The sequence below is a fragment of the Micromonospora sp. NPDC049230 genome (assembly GCF_040647875.1).
Taxonomy (GTDB): Bacteria; Actinomycetota; Actinomycetes; order Mycobacteriales; family Micromonosporaceae; genus Micromonospora.
In genome coordinates, this window is record NZ_JBEZCZ010000005.1 from 23,910 (window position 1) to 43,636 (window position 19,727).

21 protein-coding genes, 1 tRNA gene and 1 other RNA gene are annotated in these 19,727 nt (G+C 70.4%); 12 read left to right on the forward strand and 11 right to left on the reverse strand.

Going from position 1 to position 19,727, the window contains the following annotated elements; translation table 11 throughout:
• Window positions 1-18 precede the first annotated feature (18 nt).
• Window positions 19-513, reverse strand: a complete 495-nt coding sequence (locus AB0A95_RS05945; RefSeq protein ID WP_357554528.1) for a hypothetical protein — start codon at window positions 511-513, stop codon at window positions 19-21.
• A 69-nt stretch (window positions 514-582) separates the two neighbouring features.
• Complete coding sequence (locus tag AB0A95_RS05950) at window positions 583-1,182, reverse strand: TetR family transcriptional regulator (protein WP_357554529.1); 600 nt, start codon at window positions 1,180-1,182, stop codon at window positions 583-585.
• 146 nt (window positions 1,183-1,328) lie between these two features.
• Here AB0A95_RS05950 and AB0A95_RS05955 point away from each other — a divergent pair, with 146 nt between their 5' ends.
• On the forward strand, window positions 1,329-2,210 hold the full coding sequence (locus AB0A95_RS05955) for an SDR family NAD(P)-dependent oxidoreductase (protein ID WP_357554530.1): 882 nt from the start codon (window positions 1,329-1,331) through the stop codon (window positions 2,208-2,210).
• Here the strand turns inward: AB0A95_RS05955 and AB0A95_RS05960 are convergent, their stop codons facing one another.
• The 4 genes from AB0A95_RS05960 to AB0A95_RS05975 all read right to left on the reverse strand — a co-directional run bounded on the left by AB0A95_RS05960 (window position 2,211) and on the right by AB0A95_RS05975 (window position 4,644).
• Window positions 2,211-2,768: a hypothetical protein gene (locus tag AB0A95_RS05960; RefSeq protein WP_357554531.1), complete on the reverse strand. Its 558-nt coding sequence runs from the start codon at window positions 2,766-2,768 to the stop codon at window positions 2,211-2,213. It lies immediately after the preceding gene.
• Between the two features lie 91 nt (window positions 2,769-2,859).
• Entirely contained in the window at window positions 2,860-3,555 is a 696-nt protein-coding gene (locus tag AB0A95_RS05965; protein WP_357554532.1) for an alpha/beta hydrolase, read from the reverse strand.
• 139 nt (window positions 3,556-3,694) lie between these two features.
• The gene (locus AB0A95_RS05970) at window positions 3,695-3,886 is read right to left on the reverse strand and encodes a DUF397 domain-containing protein (protein ID WP_357554533.1); all 192 of its coding nucleotides are present in this window, start codon (window positions 3,884-3,886) and stop codon (window positions 3,695-3,697) included.
• Window positions 3,877-4,644: a helix-turn-helix transcriptional regulator gene (locus tag AB0A95_RS05975; protein ID WP_357554534.1), complete on the reverse strand. Its 768-nt coding sequence runs from the start codon at window positions 4,642-4,644 to the stop codon at window positions 3,877-3,879. Before AB0A95_RS05975 ends, AB0A95_RS05970 begins: the two co-directional genes overlap by 10 nt.
• 200 nt (window positions 4,645-4,844) lie before the next feature.
• Here AB0A95_RS05975 and AB0A95_RS05980 point away from each other — a divergent pair, with 200 nt between their 5' ends.
• Entirely contained in the window at window positions 4,845-5,087 is a 243-nt protein-coding gene (locus AB0A95_RS05980; protein WP_357554535.1) for a flavin reductase, read from the forward strand.
• A gap of 46 nt (window positions 5,088-5,133) precedes the next feature.
• Here AB0A95_RS05980 and AB0A95_RS05985 read toward each other — a convergent pair whose 3' ends face one another.
• On the reverse strand, window positions 5,134-5,970 hold the full coding sequence (locus AB0A95_RS05985) for a class I SAM-dependent methyltransferase (RefSeq protein WP_357554536.1): 837 nt from the start codon (window positions 5,968-5,970) through the stop codon (window positions 5,134-5,136).
• A gap of 106 nt (window positions 5,971-6,076) precedes the next feature.
• Here AB0A95_RS05985 and AB0A95_RS05990 point away from each other — a divergent pair, with 106 nt between their 5' ends.
• A complete protein-coding gene (locus AB0A95_RS05990; protein WP_357554537.1) occupies window positions 6,077-6,514 on the forward strand; it encodes a YbaB/EbfC family nucleoid-associated protein in 438 nt (145 codons plus the stop codon).
• Window positions 6,515-6,772: 258 nt separating this feature from the next.
• Here the strand turns inward: AB0A95_RS05990 and AB0A95_RS05995 are convergent.
• Window positions 6,773-6,857 (reverse strand) — tRNA-Ser (locus AB0A95_RS05995).
• A gap of 82 nt (window positions 6,858-6,939) precedes the next feature.
• On the opposite strand from AB0A95_RS05995, the gene ffs reads away from it, so the two are divergent.
• An RNA gene (gene ffs / locus AB0A95_RS06000) (signal recognition particle sRNA small type) lies at window positions 6,940-7,029 on the forward strand.
• Window positions 7,030-7,265: 236 nt separating this feature from the next.
• Window positions 7,266-10,487, forward strand: coding sequence for a DNA polymerase III subunit gamma and tau (locus tag AB0A95_RS06005; protein ID WP_357554538.1), 3,222 nt, complete (start codon window positions 7,266-7,268; stop codon window positions 10,485-10,487).
• A 72-nt stretch (window positions 10,488-10,559) separates the two neighbouring features.
• On the opposite strand, the gene AB0A95_RS06010 is transcribed toward AB0A95_RS06005, so the two are convergent.
• Window positions 10,560-11,288, reverse strand: coding sequence for a DUF998 domain-containing protein (locus AB0A95_RS06010; RefSeq protein ID WP_357554539.1), 729 nt, complete (start codon window positions 11,286-11,288; stop codon window positions 10,560-10,562).
• A 201-nt stretch (window positions 11,289-11,489) separates the two neighbouring features.
• Here AB0A95_RS06010 and AB0A95_RS06015 point away from each other — a divergent pair, with 201 nt between their 5' ends.
• From AB0A95_RS06015 to AB0A95_RS06045, 7 genes are all read left to right on the forward strand, one after another.
• Window positions 11,490-11,798, forward strand: coding sequence for a YbaB/EbfC family nucleoid-associated protein (locus tag AB0A95_RS06015; protein ID WP_007466279.1), 309 nt, complete (start codon window positions 11,490-11,492; stop codon window positions 11,796-11,798).
• 8 nt (window positions 11,799-11,806) lie between these two features.
• Window positions 11,807-12,400 carry a recombination mediator RecR gene (gene recR, locus AB0A95_RS06020; RefSeq protein ID WP_278149514.1) on the forward strand — a complete coding sequence of 198 codons (594 nt, stop codon included), beginning with the start codon at window positions 11,807-11,809 and terminating at the stop codon, window positions 12,398-12,400.
• Between the two features lie 244 nt (window positions 12,401-12,644).
• Entirely contained in the window at window positions 12,645-14,318 is a 1,674-nt protein-coding gene (locus tag AB0A95_RS06025; RefSeq protein ID WP_357554540.1) for an ABC transporter substrate-binding protein, read from the forward strand.
• Window positions 14,319-14,417: 99 nt separating this feature from the next.
• Window positions 14,418-15,425, forward strand: coding sequence for an ABC transporter permease (locus AB0A95_RS06030; protein ID WP_357554541.1), 1,008 nt, complete (start codon window positions 14,418-14,420; stop codon window positions 15,423-15,425).
• Window positions 15,426-15,499: 74 nt separating this feature from the next.
• Window positions 15,500-16,459 carry an ABC transporter permease gene (locus AB0A95_RS06035; protein WP_357554740.1) on the forward strand — a complete coding sequence of 320 codons (960 nt, stop codon included), beginning with the start codon at window positions 15,500-15,502 and terminating at the stop codon, window positions 16,457-16,459.
• A 55-nt stretch (window positions 16,460-16,514) separates the two neighbouring features.
• On the forward strand, window positions 16,515-17,501 hold the full coding sequence (locus AB0A95_RS06040) for an ABC transporter ATP-binding protein (RefSeq protein WP_357554542.1): 987 nt from the start codon (window positions 16,515-16,517) through the stop codon (window positions 17,499-17,501).
• Entirely contained in the window at window positions 17,498-18,598 is a 1,101-nt protein-coding gene (locus AB0A95_RS06045) for an oligopeptide/dipeptide ABC transporter ATP-binding protein (RefSeq protein WP_357554543.1), read from the forward strand. The genes AB0A95_RS06040 and AB0A95_RS06045 overlap by 4 nt, the downstream gene beginning before the upstream one ends.
• A 60-nt stretch (window positions 18,599-18,658) precedes the next feature.
• Here AB0A95_RS06045 and AB0A95_RS06050 read toward each other — a convergent pair whose 3' ends face one another.
• Together AB0A95_RS06050 and AB0A95_RS06055 are read right to left on the reverse strand one after the other, a co-directional pair.
• On the reverse strand, window positions 18,659-19,027 hold the full coding sequence (locus AB0A95_RS06050; RefSeq protein ID WP_357554544.1) for a hypothetical protein: 369 nt from the start codon (window positions 19,025-19,027) through the stop codon (window positions 18,659-18,661).
• Window positions 19,024-19,680, reverse strand: a complete 657-nt coding sequence (locus AB0A95_RS06055) for an HNH endonuclease family protein (protein WP_357554545.1) — start codon at window positions 19,678-19,680, stop codon at window positions 19,024-19,026. Before AB0A95_RS06055 ends, AB0A95_RS06050 begins: the two co-directional genes overlap by 4 nt.
• Window positions 19,681-19,727: the final 47 nt, after the last annotated feature.

The following is a 19,727-nucleotide window of genomic DNA, read 5'->3' on the forward strand; positions in this document are numbered from 1 at the left end:
CCCGGCCGGATGTGACGGTCAGCATGGGCCCGCACCCTCCTCGAAGAGGCGGCGGGCCCAGTCCGCGTACCCGGCGATGGTTTTCTGGACCGTGCGTCCGTTGTGCAGGAAGAGGTATGCGCGGTCGCCGCTGCGGGCGAGTAGCCCGTCCAGGCGGTGCGTCCCGTGCGGAGCGTGCAGTCGGGTGACCAGCGGATAACGGGCCCAGACCTGGTCGATGGGCGACCCGGCGGTGATGCCCTCCGGTGTCCGCATCGGCGCACCGACCCAGAGCAGCACCAACCTGTCTTCCATGAAGACCGGGCTGACCGTCTCGTGGCCGGCGAGCGTCGGCCCGCACGCATCCATGTTGGTCAGCAGGATGCCGCGTCGGGTCAGCTCTTCCTCGCTGGCACCGAACTCGATGTTGCGCAGGCCGTTCAGGTCGATGATCTCCACGCTGCTGGCGGGTTGGCCGTCCGGGATCGGCCCGGTCGGCGGCACTCCGCTGCCAGCGATCAAGGCAGCCGTCATCAGCGTGGCAATAAACGCAAATTGTCGCAATTTCATGGAATCCCCCAGTCCCCAACGGGACGGAAGCGTTCAGGTTGCTGCCGGTCTCCGTATTTCTGCGCGGCCTGCGGTGGGCGTCGTGAAAGGACCGTCGCTGTGTCCGCGGATGGTGGCTGCCGGGTGCAGGAATGCGAAGGCGCGGTCAAGTAGGGCAGCTCGGTCGGCGGTGCCGTCGGAACGCAGCCATTCCTGCGAAACCGTGTCGAGGATCGCGGCTGCGGCGTTGGTGAGGAGCGCCGCGTCGAACGGGTCGAGCCGCACGCCCGGTCGATCGCGCAGCGCGTCGCTGACCTGTCGGCGCCACTGTGCCCGCTTCTGGTGCAGGCGGGCATGCAGCGACGGAGTCGATTCGATCAAACGAAGGCTGGCAAGCGTCTGCTCGGACGTGTGGATCTGCCGTTCCCACTGGCGCAGCACCTGGTGCAGGGACTCCCACGGGTCCTCGTCGGCGGGCCGGGCGCGGATGGCCTCGACGACCTCTTGGCCGGTGACGTCCACCCCGCCGAACACGGCGTCCTCCTTCGCCGGGAAGTAGCGGAAGAAGCTCCGTTTGGTCAGCCCGGCGGCCTGGGCGATCTCGTCGACAGTCGTCTCGTCGAACCCGCGTGCCGTGAACAGGTCCAGCGCCACCCGGCCCAGCTCCGCGCGAACCGCGCGCCGCGTCCGCTCACGTAGTCCATCAGCCACGCACCGAAGTCTACTTCACAACATCAGATGTCGAGCCTGTCACTCGGTGTCGTATATTGATTCGACCTGAGCAGAGGGAGGCGACGGCGATGACGCTGAACGGCAAGACCGTCCTGGTGACCGGCGGCACTGGCGGAATCGGCAAGGAGACCGCCCGCGGCCTGGCTCGGCTCGACGCCCGTGTCGTCCTCGTCGGGCGTGACCCTGGTCGGGCAGCCGCTGCGGCAGTGGAGCTCCACCGCGACACCGGCAACTGCAACATCGACACGCTCACCGCCGATCTGACCCGGCGACGCGATCTGCGCCGACTGGCCGACCAGGTGACCGCGCGGTACGGCAGCCTGGACGTGCTGATCAACAACGTCGGTGTGACCAGGGAACGACGCGAACTGACCGAGGACGGCATCGAGACCGCCTTCGCCGCCAACGTCATCGCCCCGTACCTGCTGACCCACCTGCTGCTGCCGACGCTGAAACGTGTCCCCGCAGCCCGGGTCATCAACATCACCGGCGGCATTCCGCGAGGACGAATCGACCTCGACAACCTGCAGGGCGAGAAGTCCTACGTCGGGTTGTCGTTCTACAACCAGACCAAGCTGGCGCTGATGGCGATGAGCTACACGTTCGCCGAACGCCTGACCGGCACCGGCGTGACCCTCAACGTGGCCTACCCCGGCCACGCGTACACGTCGATGAACCGGGGCCTGACCATCAACACCTACCCGACGCTGGCGCGGCCCGTCGTCCCGCTGCTCCGTCTGGCGTTGCCGGTCCTGTACGGCCACCGAGCGGTGGTCAAGGCGTCGACATCGAGCATCTACCTCGCCTCCAGCCCGCAGGCGCAGGGCATACACCGGACCTACGTCAACAGCCGGTCCCAGCGCACCCCATGGCCCGACGCGGTCCTCGACAAGCACAACCGTGACACCATCTGGGCGCTCTGCGAGAAGCTCGCCGGCCAGGCCGCGTAGTCAGCGGTCTTCCTCCCACTGCTCGACCAGCTCGTCCCAGTAGTCGGCGCTGAGCCGACGCCGCCCGTGCGCCAACCAGCCGTCGGTGTTCCGTTCCAGGTGCAACCCCAGTTCGGCGAACGGGTCGATCCACGTCCCCGGCTCCACACCGAGCCGCGTCAGCGCCGAGTTGATCGGCCACCTGTCACGCGGAGCGTCGAGGACATCGTCGAAGTGTGGGCCCCACGACAGCGTCCCGCCCAGCCACACCGCCGCCGACTGGTAGCCGTCGCCGCCGAAGAACTCCGCCTCCAGGTACGCCACGGGCCCCGACATGGACCAGGCCGACAACAACTCGACGAGCGGCGGCGACAGCACCAGCCCGAACGGCTGCCCGGCGCTGGGATCGTCCGCCGCGTAATCCGGCAGTGACCCGGTCAGCTCGACGATCAACTGCGGGGTGACCGGCAGCAGCGCGAAGTCCTGGCGCAACTCGCCGAGGACGGCGTGATCCAGCTCGGCGGTCTGCTCCCGGAGCAGTTCGGCGTCCGCGACCACCGCGCTGAGCTGGTAACCCATCGATCCCTCCGCCGTCCACAGCCTGTGGATAGAACATGTGTACGACGGGGGTTGCGGTCCGTCGGTGCCTGGCACCGTACCCGTCTGGTGGTCAGGCCCGCCCCGGCGGCACCGCTACGGCCCGCACCGTGTCGGCGAGCAGGCGCGGATGGGACAGCATCGGGTGATGGCCGGCGGGCAGTTCGACGGTTCGGGTCGCGCGGGCGGCCTGGGACCGTTGGAGAGCGGGAGGTGTGGCCCGGTCCTCGGCGCAGACGACCGCCGTCGACGGCAGGTGACGCCAACCCGCGTGCCGGACCGGGGCGGCGAGCACCGAAGCGTCCTGCCGGGTCAGGCGGGCGACCGCGCCCTCGACCGCCTGCTCGTCGCAGTCCTGGAGAAACAGTTCGCGCACCGACTCGCGACGTACGCCGAATGTGCCGTCCGGGGCGAAGTCCAGGTAGGGGGCCGGTTCGGTGGGGCCGAGGTCAGCCAGCGCCTGCCCGACGTCCGGCAGGAACGAGCTGACGTACACCAGATGGGTGACCTCGCCGGCGTCGGCGGCCTCGGTCGCGACCACCCCGCCGTAGGAGTGCCCCACCAGCACCGCCGGGCCGACCTCGCGCAGCACCCGTCGAGTCTCCGCGACGTCCCCCGCGAAGTCGGACGCGGCACCCGCCACCTCCCCGCAGCTCGGCAGCCGGACGGCGACGCTGTCCAGCCCGTCGGCTCCCAGTGCGTCCGCGACCCGCGACCACCACCACTCCCCGCCGCGGACGCAGGCACCGTGCACGAAGACCACTCTCATCGCCGTCTCCCTACGCTTCGACAGTCATCCCCGGGGGATGTGCTGGCCACGGTGGTCCTCGGGATGGCCGGACGTCGGGAACTGTCCACGATCTCGCTGGGTCGCGTCAGTCGGAGGGGTTACCGAGTCGTCGGGCCGTTCAGGCCCGCCGGGCGAGCTGGTTGACGAACGCGCGCCAGGCCGTCGGCGCGAAGGCGAGCGCCGGGCCGGTCGGGTCCTTGGAATCCCGTACGCCGACCACATCGGCCAGGTTGTCGGCGACCTCCACACACGCGCCGCCGTTGCCGCTGCTGCGGCTGCTCTTGCGCCACCGGGCGCCGTTCAGCTCCATGACTCCGCCACTTCCCTGATGAGATCGACCGACTGCCGGTGGGACAGCGCCTCCCCGCGCACGTTCTCCCATGCCGCCATTATGGTCGCGATGTCGTCGGGGTCGCTAACGACTTGTCCCTGGAGCTGGTTGTCGAGGTAGCCGGCGACCCGGTGGTCATGGCTGTGCGCGATCACGAACGGCCCGTTGAGACCGGCATAGGCGCCGACCGTACTGGGCACCACGTGCACCCGGATGTGCGGCTCGGCGCAGGCCGCCACCACGGCCAGCAGTTGCTCGCGCATGATCGACCGGCTGCCCACCTGCCGACGGATGACCGCCTCGTCGATGACCGCCGTGAACTGCGGCGGGTCGTCCCGCTTGAGCACGCCCTGGCGGCTCATTCGGACCGCGAGATGCCGCTCGATCTCGCCCCGAGGGATCAGGCCCGCGCCGCTCAGCACCGCCCGGGCGTACGCCTCGGTTTGCAGCAACCCCGGCAGAACCGTCGATTCGTACCACCGCAGTGCCACCGCCTCCCGCTCGATCTCCTGCCACGGACGGAACCAGATGGGGTCACGACGTCTCGAAGTGTCCGGCCAGATGTCCTTCACGTCCTTATCCAGGGCCTTAGCTGCCGCCAGGCGGTGCCGGGGATGGGGGATGCGCCCCTCGGCCAACCAACGCCCCACGGTCTTCGGGTCGACGCCGACGGTCTCGGCGAGGGATTCGGTGGTGTGCCCGGTGTCGCTGAGCGCCACCCGCAACGCGTCGTTCACGGCTCCTCCATCGGATGTCTCTGATATCTGGAAACCATATCGATACGCGGTGTAGTTGTCTGGTGACGCGCCAGAGGGTGATTCATAGAAGACGGCGTGGCCGGTGGAGGCGCAGGAGCCCGGTGGTCGGCGTCAGTTCGGGTGCCGCCCCGGCGGGGAGGGCGGGGCGGCACCCTTCCAGCGCCCAAGGAGGCCCGCCCATGCCCCGCCGTCGCCACCGGGACCACCTGCCGACCCGCCCCACCTGGCGCTGCGCGGCGTGCGGCATCGCCTGGCCGTGCTCGGCGGCGAAGCTGCGGCTACTCGGCGAGTACCGGCACGATCGACTGGCGTTGACCGTCTACCTGGCGACACTTCAGGCCGAGGCCGGTGAACACCTCACCGACGTCGACCCGGCCCGCCTGCGCGAACGCTTCCTCTCCTGGGCCCGCGCCCGTGCCTGACCGAGCTGCCGCATCCTGGGGGTGCGCCCCGTGGCGGCCCCGGAGGTCAGGGGCGCCAGATCGCCACCTCGATGTCGCCTCGCCGCTCGGCGAAGCGGCCGTCGCGTGCGGCAGTCGTCAAGAGCTGGCGCAGATCCGCCTCGAAGGCCGGGAGCCGGTCGGCGAACAGGTGTGGTGCCGAGCTGGACAGCGAGAACACCGCAGAGGTGACCTCGTCCACTGTGCGTTCCACGACGACCCCCTGTTCGACGGCGAGCAGGGTGGGGCCGGCGAAGCCCGCCGCGCGCATGATCGCGCCCTCACCAGAGGGAGTGCCCGCTGGCAACAACCCCTGGCCGGCCCGGCGGACCGGCCCCAGGTAGCTCGCCACCAGGTCATTGATCTGCTGCCAGGGTGCTCGGGGGTGGGGCAGCACGTCGTCCCCGGCCATGCCCTGATGCGTGATGGCGCCGACGTGGACCCAGGCCCCGTCGGGCGTGAGCATGTCGCGGACGCGACGAGCCACCAGCGGGCGATCCATCCAGTGGAACGACTGGGCGAACGTGGCCACCCGGAACGTACCCAGGCTGGCCGGCAGGTCCTCGGCACGAAGGTGTCGCCACTCGACATTCGTCACCCCGACACCGTCGGCCCGGCGTCGCCCCTCCGCGAGCATGTCCCGGTCGGCGTCGACGCCCACCGCCGTCTCGAACAGGGGAGCGAGTAGCAGCGTCAGCGATCCGGGCCCGCAGCCCACGTCGAGGAGTCGACCGGTGCCGTCGAGGTCGAGCGCGCTGCTGACGGCCTCGGCGAGACCGGGTGGGTAGGGCAGCCGTCCGACGCTGTAGTGGCGGGCGCTGCCCGCGTACAAGGTTTCGTCCCACTGCCACGTCGCCTCGGTCACGACGTCGATGAGACCACGGGGCGGGGTTGTGACGCCTCAGATAAACGCCGGTTCATGTTAATCTCCCTCCGCTCACCATGATCACCTTGAGCGACCGAGGGGACACATGACTGCCGAGGTTCCACACGCGGGCGGGCTCCTGGACCCGGACGGCGCCATGGATCGGCTGGCGGAGTGGAAGGGGCGCCTGGACCAGTTGGCGAGCGCCACCGACGCGATGAGTGACCGGATCCAGGAGCTACGGGTGACGGTCGCCGACGGCAACGGGCTGGTGGAGGTCACCGTCGACTCGGCGGGGGCGCTCGTCGATCTACAACTCGGCCAGCGGGTCCAACGGGTCGCGCCCGATGTCGTCGCCCGGACGATCATGAACACGATCGGTCTGGCCAAGCGGCAACTTGCCGACCGCGCGCAGGAGATCATCGGCGACACCCTGGGGACCGATTCGCCCGCGGCGCGGGCCATCGCCGAACGCGTCGGGCAGCAACTGCGCGACGCCAACCCCGCGGTGGACGATCCGGGCGAGCAGCACGCCCGGTGGTGACCCGCTGAACAGCGGGTTCGAGGTCGACGCCCAGCAGCGCGGGCCGGGTCGGTAGAGCCGCCCCGTATCTGGGGCAGCTCTACAGGTATCGGGGGGAGCACTACCGACCGCCAGCACGCGCTACATCAACGCGGTGTGCGCCGATGATTCGGCGAGGTCAAGGTCGCAAGCGCCTGACATTCGGCTGACGCCGGCGCAGAGACGACTCAGGGTCGGTCCCGTTGGGGCCGACCCTGTCGTTCGTGCAGCTCAGGCGAGCGGAGGATACGAGATTCGAACTCGTGAGGGTGTAAACCCAACACGCTTTCCAAGCGTGCGCCCTAGGCCTCTAGGCGAATCCTCCGCGAGCCAGGATACAGGCCCCCGCCGGCCGGGCCACCCCACCACCCCCCGAAGATCGACCGGCGGTCGGGTAGGCTTGGCGGCACCTCCCGTGCGGCGGTATCTCGTGAACCTCCCCAGGGCCGGAAGGCAGCAAGGATAAGCGAGCTCTGCCGGGTGCACGGGAGGCCTTTTTGTCTGTGGGCCGGTTGATCCACTCGACATTCATGATGTCGCGGTGTCCCGGCCACGCGGACACCGCGGTTTTCAGGAAGCCGAGTCGATCAAGGCCGGATGCCGAGCCCGGCAGCCAGTAAGTCGAGGCCGGCGGCCGGGAAGTCGAGCCCGCAGGCCCCGACGCCCCGGGGTGGTGGGTGGTCACCCGCGCCTGACCGGCGCAGAATGGCTCGGTCGAGAGGAGGCGGGACGAGTGACGCTGGCGCTCTACCGCAAGTACCGGCCGCGTACCTTCGCTGAGGTCATCGGCCAGGAGCACGTGACCGAGCCGCTGTCGCAGGCGCTGCGCAGCGGGCGGCTCAACCACGCCTACCTCTTCTCCGGCCCGCGCGGCTGCGGCAAGACCTCCAGCGCGCGGATCCTGGCCCGCTCGCTCAACTGTGCGCAGGGCCCCACCCCCGAGCCGTGCGGCAAGTGTGAGTCCTGTCGCTCGCTGGCCACCGACGGTGCCGGCTCCATCGACGTGATCGAGATCGACGCGGCCAGCCACGGCGGTGTCGACGACGCCCGTGAGCTGCGCGAACGCGCGTTCTTCGCGCCGGCCAGCAGCCGCTTCAAGATCTACGTGATCGACGAGGCGCACATGGTCTCGACCCAGGGCTTCAACGCCCTGCTCAAGCTTGTCGAGGAGCCTCCGGAGTACGTCAAGTTCATCTTCGCCACCACCGAACCGGAGAAGGTCCTCGGCACCATCCGGTCGCGCACCCACCACTACCCGTTCCGGCTGATCCCGCCGAAGGTCCTCCGCCCGTACCTGGAGCAACTCACCCAGGCCGAGGGCGTCGCCGTCGAGCCGGCGGTCTTCCCGCTGGTGGTCCGTGCCGGCGGCGGCAGCGCCCGGGACAGCCTCTCCGTGCTCGACCAGCTCATCGCCGGCGCCGGCCCGGAGGGCGTCAGCTACGCGCGGGCCGCCGCGCTGCTCGGGGTCACTGACGCCGCGTTGATCGACGAGATGTGCGACGCGCTGGCCGCCGGTGACGGCGCCGCCGCCTACGCCACCGTCGACCGGGTCGCCGAGGCCGGGCACGACCCGCGCCGGTTCGCCTCCGACCTGCTCGAACGGCTCCGCGACCTCATCGTCATCCAGCAGGTGCCGGACGCCGCCGCGAAGGGCCTCATCGACGGCCCCGCCGACCAGATCGAGCGGATGGCCGCCCAGGCTTCGCAACTCGGCCCGGCCACGCTCTCCCGCTGCGCCGACATCGTGCACGACGGCCTGGTGGAGATGCGCGGCACCACAGCGCCTCGCCTCCTGCTGGAGCTGATCTGCGCCCGGATGCTGCTGCCCGGCGTGGACGACTCCGCGGTCGGCCTCCTCCAGCGCCTCGAACGGATGGAACGCCGACTCACCCTGGTCGGCACCGACGCCGCCGCCGGCTTCGCGCCGGCCACCCACCCAGGAGTACGCCCACAGCCGGGCACCCCGGTCCCGGCTGCCGCAAGCCCCGCACCCGTCAACGCCCCGACCTCCGCGCCGCCGTGGGCTGTCGACCCGGCAGTGTCCCCCACCCAGAGCGGCGCGGGCTCGGGTGCTCCCGCGGTCTCCGGAGCGCCTGCCTCGTCCGGTCAGGTCCCGGGCGCACCGGCTCCGAACTCGGGTGCACAGCCCTCGGGTGTGCCGGCCTCTGGTGTGTCGGCCTCAGGCGCACCGGCCTCGCCCGCTCGGGCCTGGGGCGCTCCGGCCTCGCCCGCTCCGGCCTCGGGTGTGCCGGCCTCTGGTGTGTCGGGCTCGGGTGTGCCGGCTTCGCACGCTTCGGGCTCGGGTGTGCCGGCCTCGCACGTCTCGGCTGCCGACTCGCCGATCCCGGCGTCACCCGGTGCGTCGGCCGTTGCCGGGTCCGCACCCGTCTCGCCCGCCGGCCCGGCCCCCCGTCGCGTGGTACCACCGTCGGCGGTGCTCCCCGACCCGGCCACCCCACAGCCGCCCCGGCCGGGTGCGCCGGCCGCCGCGCTGGACGCCGTCGCGGTCCGCCGCGTCTGGCCCGACGTGATCGGCAAGGTCAACCGGACCAACAAGCGGATCGCCGCGCTGATGCGCGACGCCGTGGTCCGTGAACTCGACGGCGACATGCTGGTGCTGACTGTGAAGTCCACAGTGCTGGCCAAGATGATGGCCGATCACGCGGCGGTGCTCACCGACGCGCTCTACGAGGAGTTGGGCGGGCGCTGGCAGATCCGTTGCGAGGTCGCCGGTGAGCGCGGTGGCGTGTCGCTGTCCGGTCCGCAGCGTTCGCAATCCGCCGCACCGGCCCGACCCGCCGCCCCCGCGTCGACTCCGACTGCCGCCCCACGCGAGAGCGCCGCCGCCGGCCCGACGAGCGCACCGCCCGCCGCACCGAATCCGAGTGGCGCGGCGGGTCTGCCGGGTGGGCCGCCCGCCGCGGCGAACCCGAGCGGCGCTGCCGGTCCGGGTGCCCATGGTGGCGTGCCTGGCGGCCCGGGTGCGCGTGCCGATGAGAGCGGCGAAGGCTTCGGCGGTCCCGGTTCGGCTCGGCAGGGCGTAACGCAGCCAGCCGGGTCGGCAGATGGTTACGGTTCGGGCCGACAGGGCGCGGCGCAGCCTGCCGCGTCGGCAGGTGGTCCCGGCTCGGGTCGGCAGGGCGGAACGCAGCCTGCCGGGCCGGCGGATGGTCGCGCTTCGGGTCGGCAGGGCGCGGCGCAGCCCGTCGAGTCGGCGGATGACGAGGACGACTGGCCGGAGGCGGCCCGCCCCGGAGGTGGCGCTCCCGCGGCCGAGGCGACAGCTGACGAGGACTGGCCGGAGGCCGCCCGTCCGGGCGGCGCGTCGGCCGGGAATGAACCAGGCTCTGCCGCCGCATCGGGCGGCCCCGGCTCGGCACCCACCCCGACCGGCCCGAACGGCGGCCCCAACGACAGCGGCGCGAACGGTGGCGCTCCGAACGGCGGCTTCCCGAACGGCGGCGGGCCGAACGGTGGTGTCTCGAACGGTGGCGGGCCGAATGGCGCTAGCACCAGCGGTGGCGGACCGGGCGGTTCAGGTCGCCGCGGCTCGGCGAGCGGCGGCAACCCGGGCGGGCGGGGTAACCCGACACCGGCGGCCCGGCAGCCGGCGACAGCCGGTGGTGCACCGGTGAGCAGCGCCATCGCCGCGGCTCGCGCGGCGGCGGCGGGGCGCGGTGCGCGTACCGGAGCGGCAGCCCGGCCCATCGCGGACGCCGAATGGGCCGGCGAACCGCCCTACGACCCGGACTTCGACGGCCCGTCACGTGGTGGCCGGCCGGGTGGCGCTGCGCCAGCGGCGACGCCGGCCCTTGAGGGGTTCGACCCGGGCGACGAGCCGTTGGACGAGGTCATCGACGAGAAGACGGCCCGGGAGTCCAGCGAGGAACAGGCGGTACGGCTGCTCCGGGAAACCTTCGGCGCCGAAAAGATCAACGAAGTAGACGCCCGCTAAGCCCGCCCCCGCTCGGCCCCCGCTCTCGTCGATCATGGAGTTGTGGTGGGTGACAAACCACCCGTTGCTGACCTATTCAGGCACCACAACTCCTTGATCGACGGTGACGGGGGTCGGGGCGGGGGTTGGGGCGGGGGTTGGGGCGGGGGTGGACGGGGGCTGGGCGGGGGTTTCGGCTTGTAGGACGCCTAGGGCGCAGGCCCAGAGGGGGAAGGGGAGTACGGCGACGCGTTCCATGCCGCCTACGCCGATTCCGACGGCCTGCTGACTGAAGAACAGCACAGTTCCGATCAGCGCGACGATCCCGGCGGTGACGGTGAGACCTCGCCACCGGCCGAGCGGCGTGGTTTCCGGTGCGAAGCCGGCCAGGAGCAGGCCGACGTTGCCCGGCCCCATGATCAGGAATGCGCCGAGGACGTGCAGGTTCTCGTTGACGTCGGCCGGATAGAGGGCTGTCAGCGCGTACCCGCCGGTGGCCAGCAGCAGGAGGGACTGCGCGCAGCGCACGACGATGCCGCGACCGAGGAGCCGCCAGGTCAGCAGGAGGCCGGCTGCGAGCAGGACGGCGGTGACCAGCATCGCGGAGTTCATGAAGGGGTGCCACGGCGAGCAGACGTAGCGAAGCCTGGTGGTGTCCCACATGCCGCAGTGGGCGTTGCCGAGATCGCTGATGTTGTGGATGGCCCAGCTGTAGGTCGGCTGGCGCCAGCGCAGGCCGGTGATCAGGCTGGCGACGAGGAAGATCGGTGCGGCCGCGACCCAGCACAGCGCGCCGACCCGGCCGGTGCGGTTGAGGTTCATGCCGTCGAGCACACCACCGCGACGGGTCTCGGGGCACTACGCGCAGCCTGCCGGTTCGGGGTAGTGATAGCCGTACCCGGAGGGCTCGGCGTGGGGCGCGCACCGGGCGGGGTGTGGTCGGTCCCAGCGGATAGGCTGGGCGGCGGCCGAGCAGACGAGTGCGAGAAGGAGCCATCCGTGCGCCCAGGTGGACAGCCGAACATGCAGCAGATGCTGAAGCAGGCGCAGAAGATGCAGCAGCAGATCGCCGCCGCCCAGGCCGAGTTGGCCGAGGCCGAGCTGACCGGCACCGCCGGCGGTGGGCTGGTCACCGCGACCGTCTCCGGATCCGGCGAGCTGAAGGCCATCAAGATCGACCCGAAGGCCGTCGACCCGGACGACGTGGAGACGCTTGAGGACCTGGTCGTCGCGGCAGTGCACAACGCCGCCGAGGCCGCACGGGAGCTGACCGAGCGCAAGATGGGCCCGGTCGCCGGTGGCATGGGCGGCCTCGGCCTGCCCGGTTTCTGAGCCGGCAGATGTACGAAGGTGCCATCCAGGATCTGATCGACGAGTTGGGCCGGCTGCCGGGCGTGGGTCCGAAGAGCGCCCAGCGGATCGCGTTCCACGTCCTGTCGGCGGATCCGGCCGACGTCAACCGGCTGGCCGGCGCGCTGCGCAAGGTCAAGGAGCTGGTGCGGTTCTGCACGACCTGCTACAACGTGGCCGAGTCCGAGCAGTGCCGGATCTGCCGCGACCCGCGCCGCACCGACGAGGTGCTGTGCGTGGTGGAGGAGCCCAAGGACGTGGTCGCCATCGAGCGGACCGGTGAGTTCCGCGGTCGCTACCACGTGCTGGGCGGCGCGATCAATCCGCTGGAGGGGATCGGTCCGGACAATCTGCGCATCCGGGAGTTGCTGATCCGGCTCGGCGGAGGCGGTGTCCGGGAGTTGATCCTGGCCACCGACCCGAACACCGAGGGCGAGGCGACAGCCACCTACCTGGCGTTGATGGTGAAGCCGATGGGGATCTCGGTGACTCGGCTGGCCAGCGGGCTGCCGGTCGGCGGCGACCTGGAGTACGCCGACGAGATCACCCTCGGTCGGGCCTTCGAGGGTCGTCGCGCGGTTTGAGTCGTACCCGCGGGGGTGGTGCCGTCACCGACGGTGCCGCCCCCGTTTCGGTGTCCGGCCCGACACGGATCGATGTGTCGCCACATGTGTTCACCGTGGCGTCGACTGTCAGACCCCGGCCCAAGGTGTCGGCTTGGTAGCGATTGCCTAACGCCCGTTCCGCTTCGCGTGTGACATGTCATAGCCTCCCGCACACGGACCGAGCCACAGCTCGGCGTGGTCATGCGCATGACAGAGGTGAGAGATGCAGGCGAGAAGGCTTAAAACGGCCGTGGCCATCGCGGCCGTTGCCGCTCTGGCGGTCGGCGCGGCCGGCTGCGCGAAGAGCGAGCGCGACGGCGACAGTGGCGAGGCCAAGACTGGCGGCACCTTCATCTTCGCGGGTGCCGGTGACCCGAAGAACTTCGATCCGATCTTCAACGATGACGGTGAGTCGTTCCGGCCGGTCCGGCAGATGTTCGACACCCTGGTGAGCCACAAGCCGGGCACCGCGGAGCTTCAGGGTGGCCTGGCGGAGAGCTGGGAGCACGACCCGGAGGGCAAGGTCTGGACGTTCAAGCTCCGTCAGGGCGTGAAGTTCCACGACGGTACGCCGTTCAACGCCGCAGCGGTCTGCTTCAACTTCGACCGCTGGTACAACATGAAGGGCGCTGCCGCCCAGTCCCAGATGATCTACTACATGGACGTCTTCGGGGGCTTCGCCAAGAACGAGAGCGAGTCCGCCGGCAAGCCGGTCTACAACAAGTGTGAGGCGCAGGGCGACGGCACCGCTGTCGTCACGCTGAACCAGTACAAGGGCGCCTTCCCGGGTGCCTTCGCGCTGACCTCGCTGTCGATCGCGAGCCCGGAGGCGCTGAAGAAGTACGACGCCAACACGGTGAAGCAGAACGGCGACTCGTTCGAGTACAGCGCCTTCGCCACCACCAACCCGGTCGGCACCGGCCCGTTCACCTTCGGTGGCTGGGACAAGGCCAAGAACGAGATCACCCTGAACCGCAACCCGGACTACTTTGGCGACAAGGCCAAGGTGGACAAGATGATCATCAAGATCATCAAGGACGAGAGCACCCGCAAGCAGGAGCTTCGTGCCGGCACCGTGCAGGGCATCGACTTCCCGGCCCCGGCCGACCGCAAGGCGCTCGAGGGTGAGGGCTTCCAGGTCATCAACCGCCCGGCGTTCAACGTCCTCTACCTCGGCCTCAACCAGAAGAACCCGAAGCTGAAGGACCTGCGGGTGCGTCAGGCGATCGCCTACGCCCTCAACCGCCAGCAGCTCGTGCAGACCAAGGGCCCGGGTGGCGCGAAGGTCGCCGACGAGTTCCTGCCGGACACCGTGCTCGGCTACGCCCCGGACGTGCAGAAGTACGACTACAACCCGGAGAAGGCCAAGCAGCTCCTCAAGGACGCTGGCGCCGAGGGTCTGACGCTCAACTTCTACTACCCGCCGGACGTCACCCGGCCGTACATGCCGAACCCGCAGGAGATCTTCACCGTCCTCGCCAACGACCTCCAGGCCGTCGGCATCAAGGTCAACGGTGTGCCTCGTCCGTGGAACGGTGGCTTCAAGGACGACGTGCAGCAGTTCGGCAAGCACGACCTGCACATCCTCGGCTGGACGGGTGACTACAACGACCCGGGCAACTTCGTCGGCACGTTCTTCGGCCGGGGCAAGGCCGAGTTCGGCGACCAGGCGATGACCGAGATGTTCGAGGCCATCACCAAGGCCGACGGCACCGTCGACGACGCGGGCAAGAAGGCGGCCTGGGAGCAGGTCAACCGGGACATCGCCGCCAAGTGGCTGCCGGCCGTCCCGCTCTGGCACGCCCCGCCGGCCATCGTCGTCACCAAGGACGTCAAGGGCCTGGTGGCCAGCCCGTTGACCGACGAGCGATTCAACACGGTCAGCATCAGCAAGTGACGTCCCTCGGCTGAGGCCGTAGGCGTGATCGGCCCGGGTCCGGGGTGTTCCTCCCGGCCCGGGCCGATCCGCGATCTTTGAGAGTCTGGTGTGTGAGAGATGTTGCGAGTCATAATCCGCCGCCTGTTGCAGCTGGTGGTGACCCTCATAGCGCTGTCGGCGCTGATCTTCGTCTGGCTGCGGAACCTGCCCGGAGGGCCGGTCGAGGCACTGCTCGGCGAGCGGGCCACGCCCGAGAGCCGCGTGCTGCTGACCAAGGCGCTCGGCTACGACCAGCCGATCCTGGTGCAGTACGGCAAGTTCATGCAGCGGGTCGTCACCGGCGACTTCGGCAACTCGATCCGGACCGGTGACCCGGTCACCGAGATCATCAGCCGCGCCTTCCCGGCCACCGTCGAGCTGGCCCTCGCCGCGATGATCATTGCCATCGGCCTCGGTGTGCCGCTCGGCTACCTCGCCGCCCGCTGGCGCGGACGCTGGCCGGACAACCTCACCATCGCCGGCACCCTGCTCGGCATCTCCATCCCGATCTTCTTCCTGGGCTATCTGCTCAAGGACGTCTTCACCCAGAACATCCACTGGTTCCCGCCGTCCGGGCGGCTCACCACGGGTCTGGACAACACGAACGTCACAGGCTTCTTCGTGCTCGACGGCCTGCTCACCCGGGAGTTCGACGCGAGCGCGGACGCCCTGTGGCACCTGATCCTGCCGGCGATCACGCTCGCCACCATCCCGTTGGCGGTGATCGTGCGGATCACCCGGGCCAGCGTGCTCGACGTCCTGAACGAGGACTACGTACGGACCGCCGAGGCGAAGGGCCTGCGACACCGCACCATCCGTGGGCGGCACATCCTGCGCAACGCGCTGCTGCCCGTGGTCACGACCATCGGCCTGCAAACCGGTGCGCTGCTCTCCGGCGCGGTGCTCACCGAGAAGGTCTACAACTGGGGCGGCATCGGCACGCTGATCACCGACTCCATCAGCGGCGGCCGGGACTACCCGGTGCTCCAGGCGATCATCCTGCTCGCCGCGCTGGTCTTCGTGGTGGTCAACCTGCTTGTCGACCTCTCCTACGCCTTCATCGACCCGAGGGTGCGTGTGCGATGAGTGACCCGACCACCCAGGCTGGCACGCCGGCTCCCCGTCCGGGGAACCCCGAGAACGACAAGCCGCGTCCCGGCATGAGCGAGCGCAGCATCGGCCTGCTCGGCGACCGCAAGAAGGCCCGGCTCGACGAGCTGGCCCAGGCGAGCGCCTCCGACCGGGGCGGAATCAGCCTCGTCCGCGACGCCCTGCGCCGGCTGCGGCGCAACCCGGTCGCCATCGTCGGTGCCGCGATCGTGGGGCTCTTCGTCCTGGTGGCGATCTTCGCCCCGCTGATCGCACCGCACGACCCGGTGCAGCGCTTCGACGAGCTGACCAAGGGCCTCACCGTGGACACCATCCCCGGGGCCAGCAGCGGGTTCCCGTTCGGCTCCGACCCGCTCGGCCGGGACTTCCTGTCCCGCATGATCTACGGCGCCCGGCAGACGCTCTTCGTGGGCGTCCTGGCGACCCTCATCGGTCTCGCGCTCGGGGTGCTGATCGGCGCGATCGCCGGCGCCTTCGGCGGCTGGGTCGACGTGGTCCTGATGCGACTCACCGACGTGATGCTGGCCCTGCCCAGCCTGCTGCTCGCGATCACCCTTGTCGCGATGGCCAGCCGGTCGAGCCAGTGGACCGTCATCTTCGCGGTGGCCATCGTGAGCGTGCCGATCTTCGCCCGGCTGCTGCGCGGCTCGATGCTGGCCCAGCGGGAGAGCGACCACGTGCTCGCCGCCCGCGCGCTCGGCGTCAAGGAGCGCAACATCGTGCTGCGGCACATGCTGCCCAACTCGCTGACCGCCGTGATCGTGCAGGCCACCCTGACCTTCGCGGTGGCCATCCTGGACGCCGCAGCGCTCTCCTTCCTGGGCCTCGGCGACCCGGACATCAACCGGGCCGAGTGGGGCCTGATGCTCGGTGTGGACGGCCAGCGCTACTTCGAGGTCCGTCCGGAGTTGGCGTACTACCCCGCGCTCGCGATCATCGTGGTGGCGCTCGGCTTCACCCTGCTGGGTGAGGCGATGCGCGAGGCGATCGACCCGAAGAACCGGCGGTGAGCACGGTGCGCGCAATCAGCACGGCCGGCGTGAGTCGGCGAGAGGAAGTGACTCGATGAGCCTGCTCGACGTCCGTGACCTGAGCGTGGTGTTCCAGCGGCGCGGCGAGCGGCCCTTCACCGCCGTCGACAAGGTCAGCTTCACGGTGGAGCCGGGGCAGACGGTCGGCCTGGTCGGCGAGTCCGGCTGCGGCAAGAGCGTGACCAGCCTGGCCATCATGGGCCTGCTGCCCAAACGCGGCAACAAGGTCACCGGGGAGGTGCTCTTCGACGGCACCGACCTGCTGAAGCTGCGGCCGGACGACATGCGTGACCGCCGTGGCCGGGAGATCAGCATGATCTTCCAGGACCCGCTGTCCTCGCTGAACCCCGTCATCCCGATCGGGGTCCAGGTGGCCGAGGTGTTGGAGCGCCACCAGGGCCGGGACCGCAAGCAGGCGCTGCGCGAGTCGCGGGACCTGCTGGACGCGGTCGGCATCCCCGACCCGCAGCGGCGGCTCAGCGAGTACCCGCACCAGATCTCCGGCGGGATGCGCCAGCGCGCCCTCATCGCCATCGCGCTGGCCTGCAAACCTCGGCTGCTGATCGCCGACGAGCCGACCACCGCGCTCGACGTGACAATCCAGGCGCAGATCCTCACCCTGCTCAAGCAGTTGGTCGACGAGACCGGCACCGCACTGGTCATGATCACGCACGATCTGGGCGTGGTGGCCGGGCTGTGCGACACCGTCAACGTCCTCTACGGCGGCAAGGTGGTCGAGCGCAACCGACGGCACGAGCTGTTCGGGCACGCCCGGCACCCGTACACGCACGGGCTGCTCAACTCGGTGCCCCGGCTGGACTCACCGCGCGGTGAGCGACTGCACGCGATCCGCGGGTCGGTCGCCGACAACATCCCGTGGGCCGAGGGGTGCGCGTTCGCGCCGCGCTGCGACAACGTTGTGGACGCGTGTCTGGAAGGGCCGCCGCCGCTCGAACCCACCGCCACCGGCGGCGACCTCCGCTGCAACAACCCCGTCTCCGAGGAGGTGGCGGTCCGATGACCGAACAGACCGAACCCCTGATCGAGCTGCGCGACGTCAAGGTCCACTTCCCGATCAAGAGTGGCCTGCTCTTCGATCGCACCATCGGGTACGTCTACGCCGTGGACGGGGTGTCGCTGAGCATCCGCAAGGGCGAGACGTACGGCCTGGTCGGCGAGTCGGGCTGCGGCAAGTCGACGCTGGGTCGCGGCCTGCTGCGGCTCGTCGAGCCGACCGAGGGCGAGATCGTCTTCGACGGCACCGACGTCCGCGCGCTCAAGGGCGAGGCGATGCGCAAGGCCCGCCGCCGGATGCAGATGATCTTCCAGGACCCGCTCTCCAGCCTCGACCCCCGACAGTCGGTGGAGTCGCTGTTGGTGGAGGGGCTCAAGGCGCACGGGCTGGCCGGCGACAAGGCCGAGACCAACCGGAAGCTGCGCGAGACGCTGGAGGCGGTCGGCCTGCCCGCGTCGGCCCTCAGCAAGTACCCGCACGAGTTCTCCGGCGGCCAGCGCCAGCGGATCGGCATCGCCCGCGCCCTGGTGCTCAACCCGGACCTGATCGTCGCCGACGAGCCGGTCTCCGCGCTCGACGTGTCGATCCAGGCCCAGGTGCTCAACCTGCTGGAGGACCTCCAGAACGAGCGGGGCCTGACCTACCTGATCATCGCGCACGACCTGGCGGTGGTGCGGCACATCGCCGACACGGTGGGCGTCATGTATCTGGGCGGGCTGGTGGAGGAGGCGTCCAGCGACGACCTCTACCGCGAGCCGATGCACCCGTACACCCGGGCGCTGATGTCCGCGGTGCCGGTGCCCGACCCGCTCGTGGAGGACCGCCGGGAGCGGATCCTGCTCGCCGGTGACCTGCCGTCGCCGACCAACCCGCCGTCGGGCTGCCGCTTCCACACCCGGTGCCCGTGGGCGCAGCCGACCCGGTGCGCCGACGAGCGGCCGGAACTGCGCGACGTGGTCGGTGGCCACCGGGTCGCCTGCCACTTCGCCGAGGACATCGCCGCCGGCCGGATCCGGCCGCACGAGGTCGAGGTGGAACTGGTCCGCCCGAGCGAGGGCACCGGCCCCGTCGACCCGCCGGGCGAGCTGATCCCCACCCCGTGATGCCGCCAGGGGCCGTCCGGAAACGGACGGCCCCTGGGACGGGTAGGTGATTCGGGTGGCTCAGCCCTCGGGGCGGTGCAGCAGGCCCACCGCGACGCCGTGCACCGCGTCCAGCCACGCCGGGTCGGCAAGCGCGACAGACGTGCCGGTCACCACGTACCACTCGTCCGCGTCCTTGTACTGCACCCGCAGGGTGACAGTGCCGTCCGCGTACTCGGTGCGCAGCGTCAGGTCGCCGGTGACGACGCCGACCTCGTCGGTCATCACGCCACCGGGGCCGGGCACGATGTCGCTGGTACGGCTCTGCGGGCCGGCCGCGCCGCCGGAATCCGCGACCATGCCGGCGCCCGGCACGGCGGCGGCAGCCTCGGCGGCGCCGTCCGCGGTCATGCCGGCTGCCGCCGGACCGCCCGCCTCGGCGGCGGTCACGAATCGCCTCCCACTGAGCAGCCCTCCAACATGTCGGTCAGGGCGGCCTTCTCGGCGCTGGTCACAGTGAGCCGCCAGTAGTGCTTGACCGTCACCCAGCTCTCGGCGTACTTGCACCAGTACTCGCGGTTCGCCGGCTTCCACTGGGACGGGTCCTGGTCACCCTTTGCCCGATTGGAGGACGCGGAAACCGCGAGAAGCTGCGGACGTGTCGTGTCGTTGGCGAAGTCGCCGCGCTTCTGGTCGTCCCACTCGTCGGCACCCGAGCGCCACGCGTTGGCCAACGGCACCATGTGGTCGATGTCCACATCGGCGGGATCGGCGGCGCTGCGGCCGTCGTACACGCTCTCCCAGCGCCCACCGACCACGTTGCAGCCGGAGAGCTTCACGTCCTTGCCGTCGCGCTGGAGGATGCTGTCGCGCACGTCGCAGTTCTTGCCCGTGTCCCGCCAGTGCGGGAAGTGGTCCCGGCTGTAGCCCTTCATCGACCCTGCGGTGGCGACGGTGAGCTGGCCGAGCTGCTGCGCGGCGTTGCCACCGCCGCTCGGTGGCGCGACGTCCGGCTCGTCCGGTGGGACACAACCGGCCACGCCGAGCACCAGCGCCGCGGCGAGCGCGGTCGCCGCCACTCGCGGTCCTGATCTGGTACGCACAGACGACACCTCTCCAGCTTGCGGTCTCCCGGCGATTGCGCACAGTA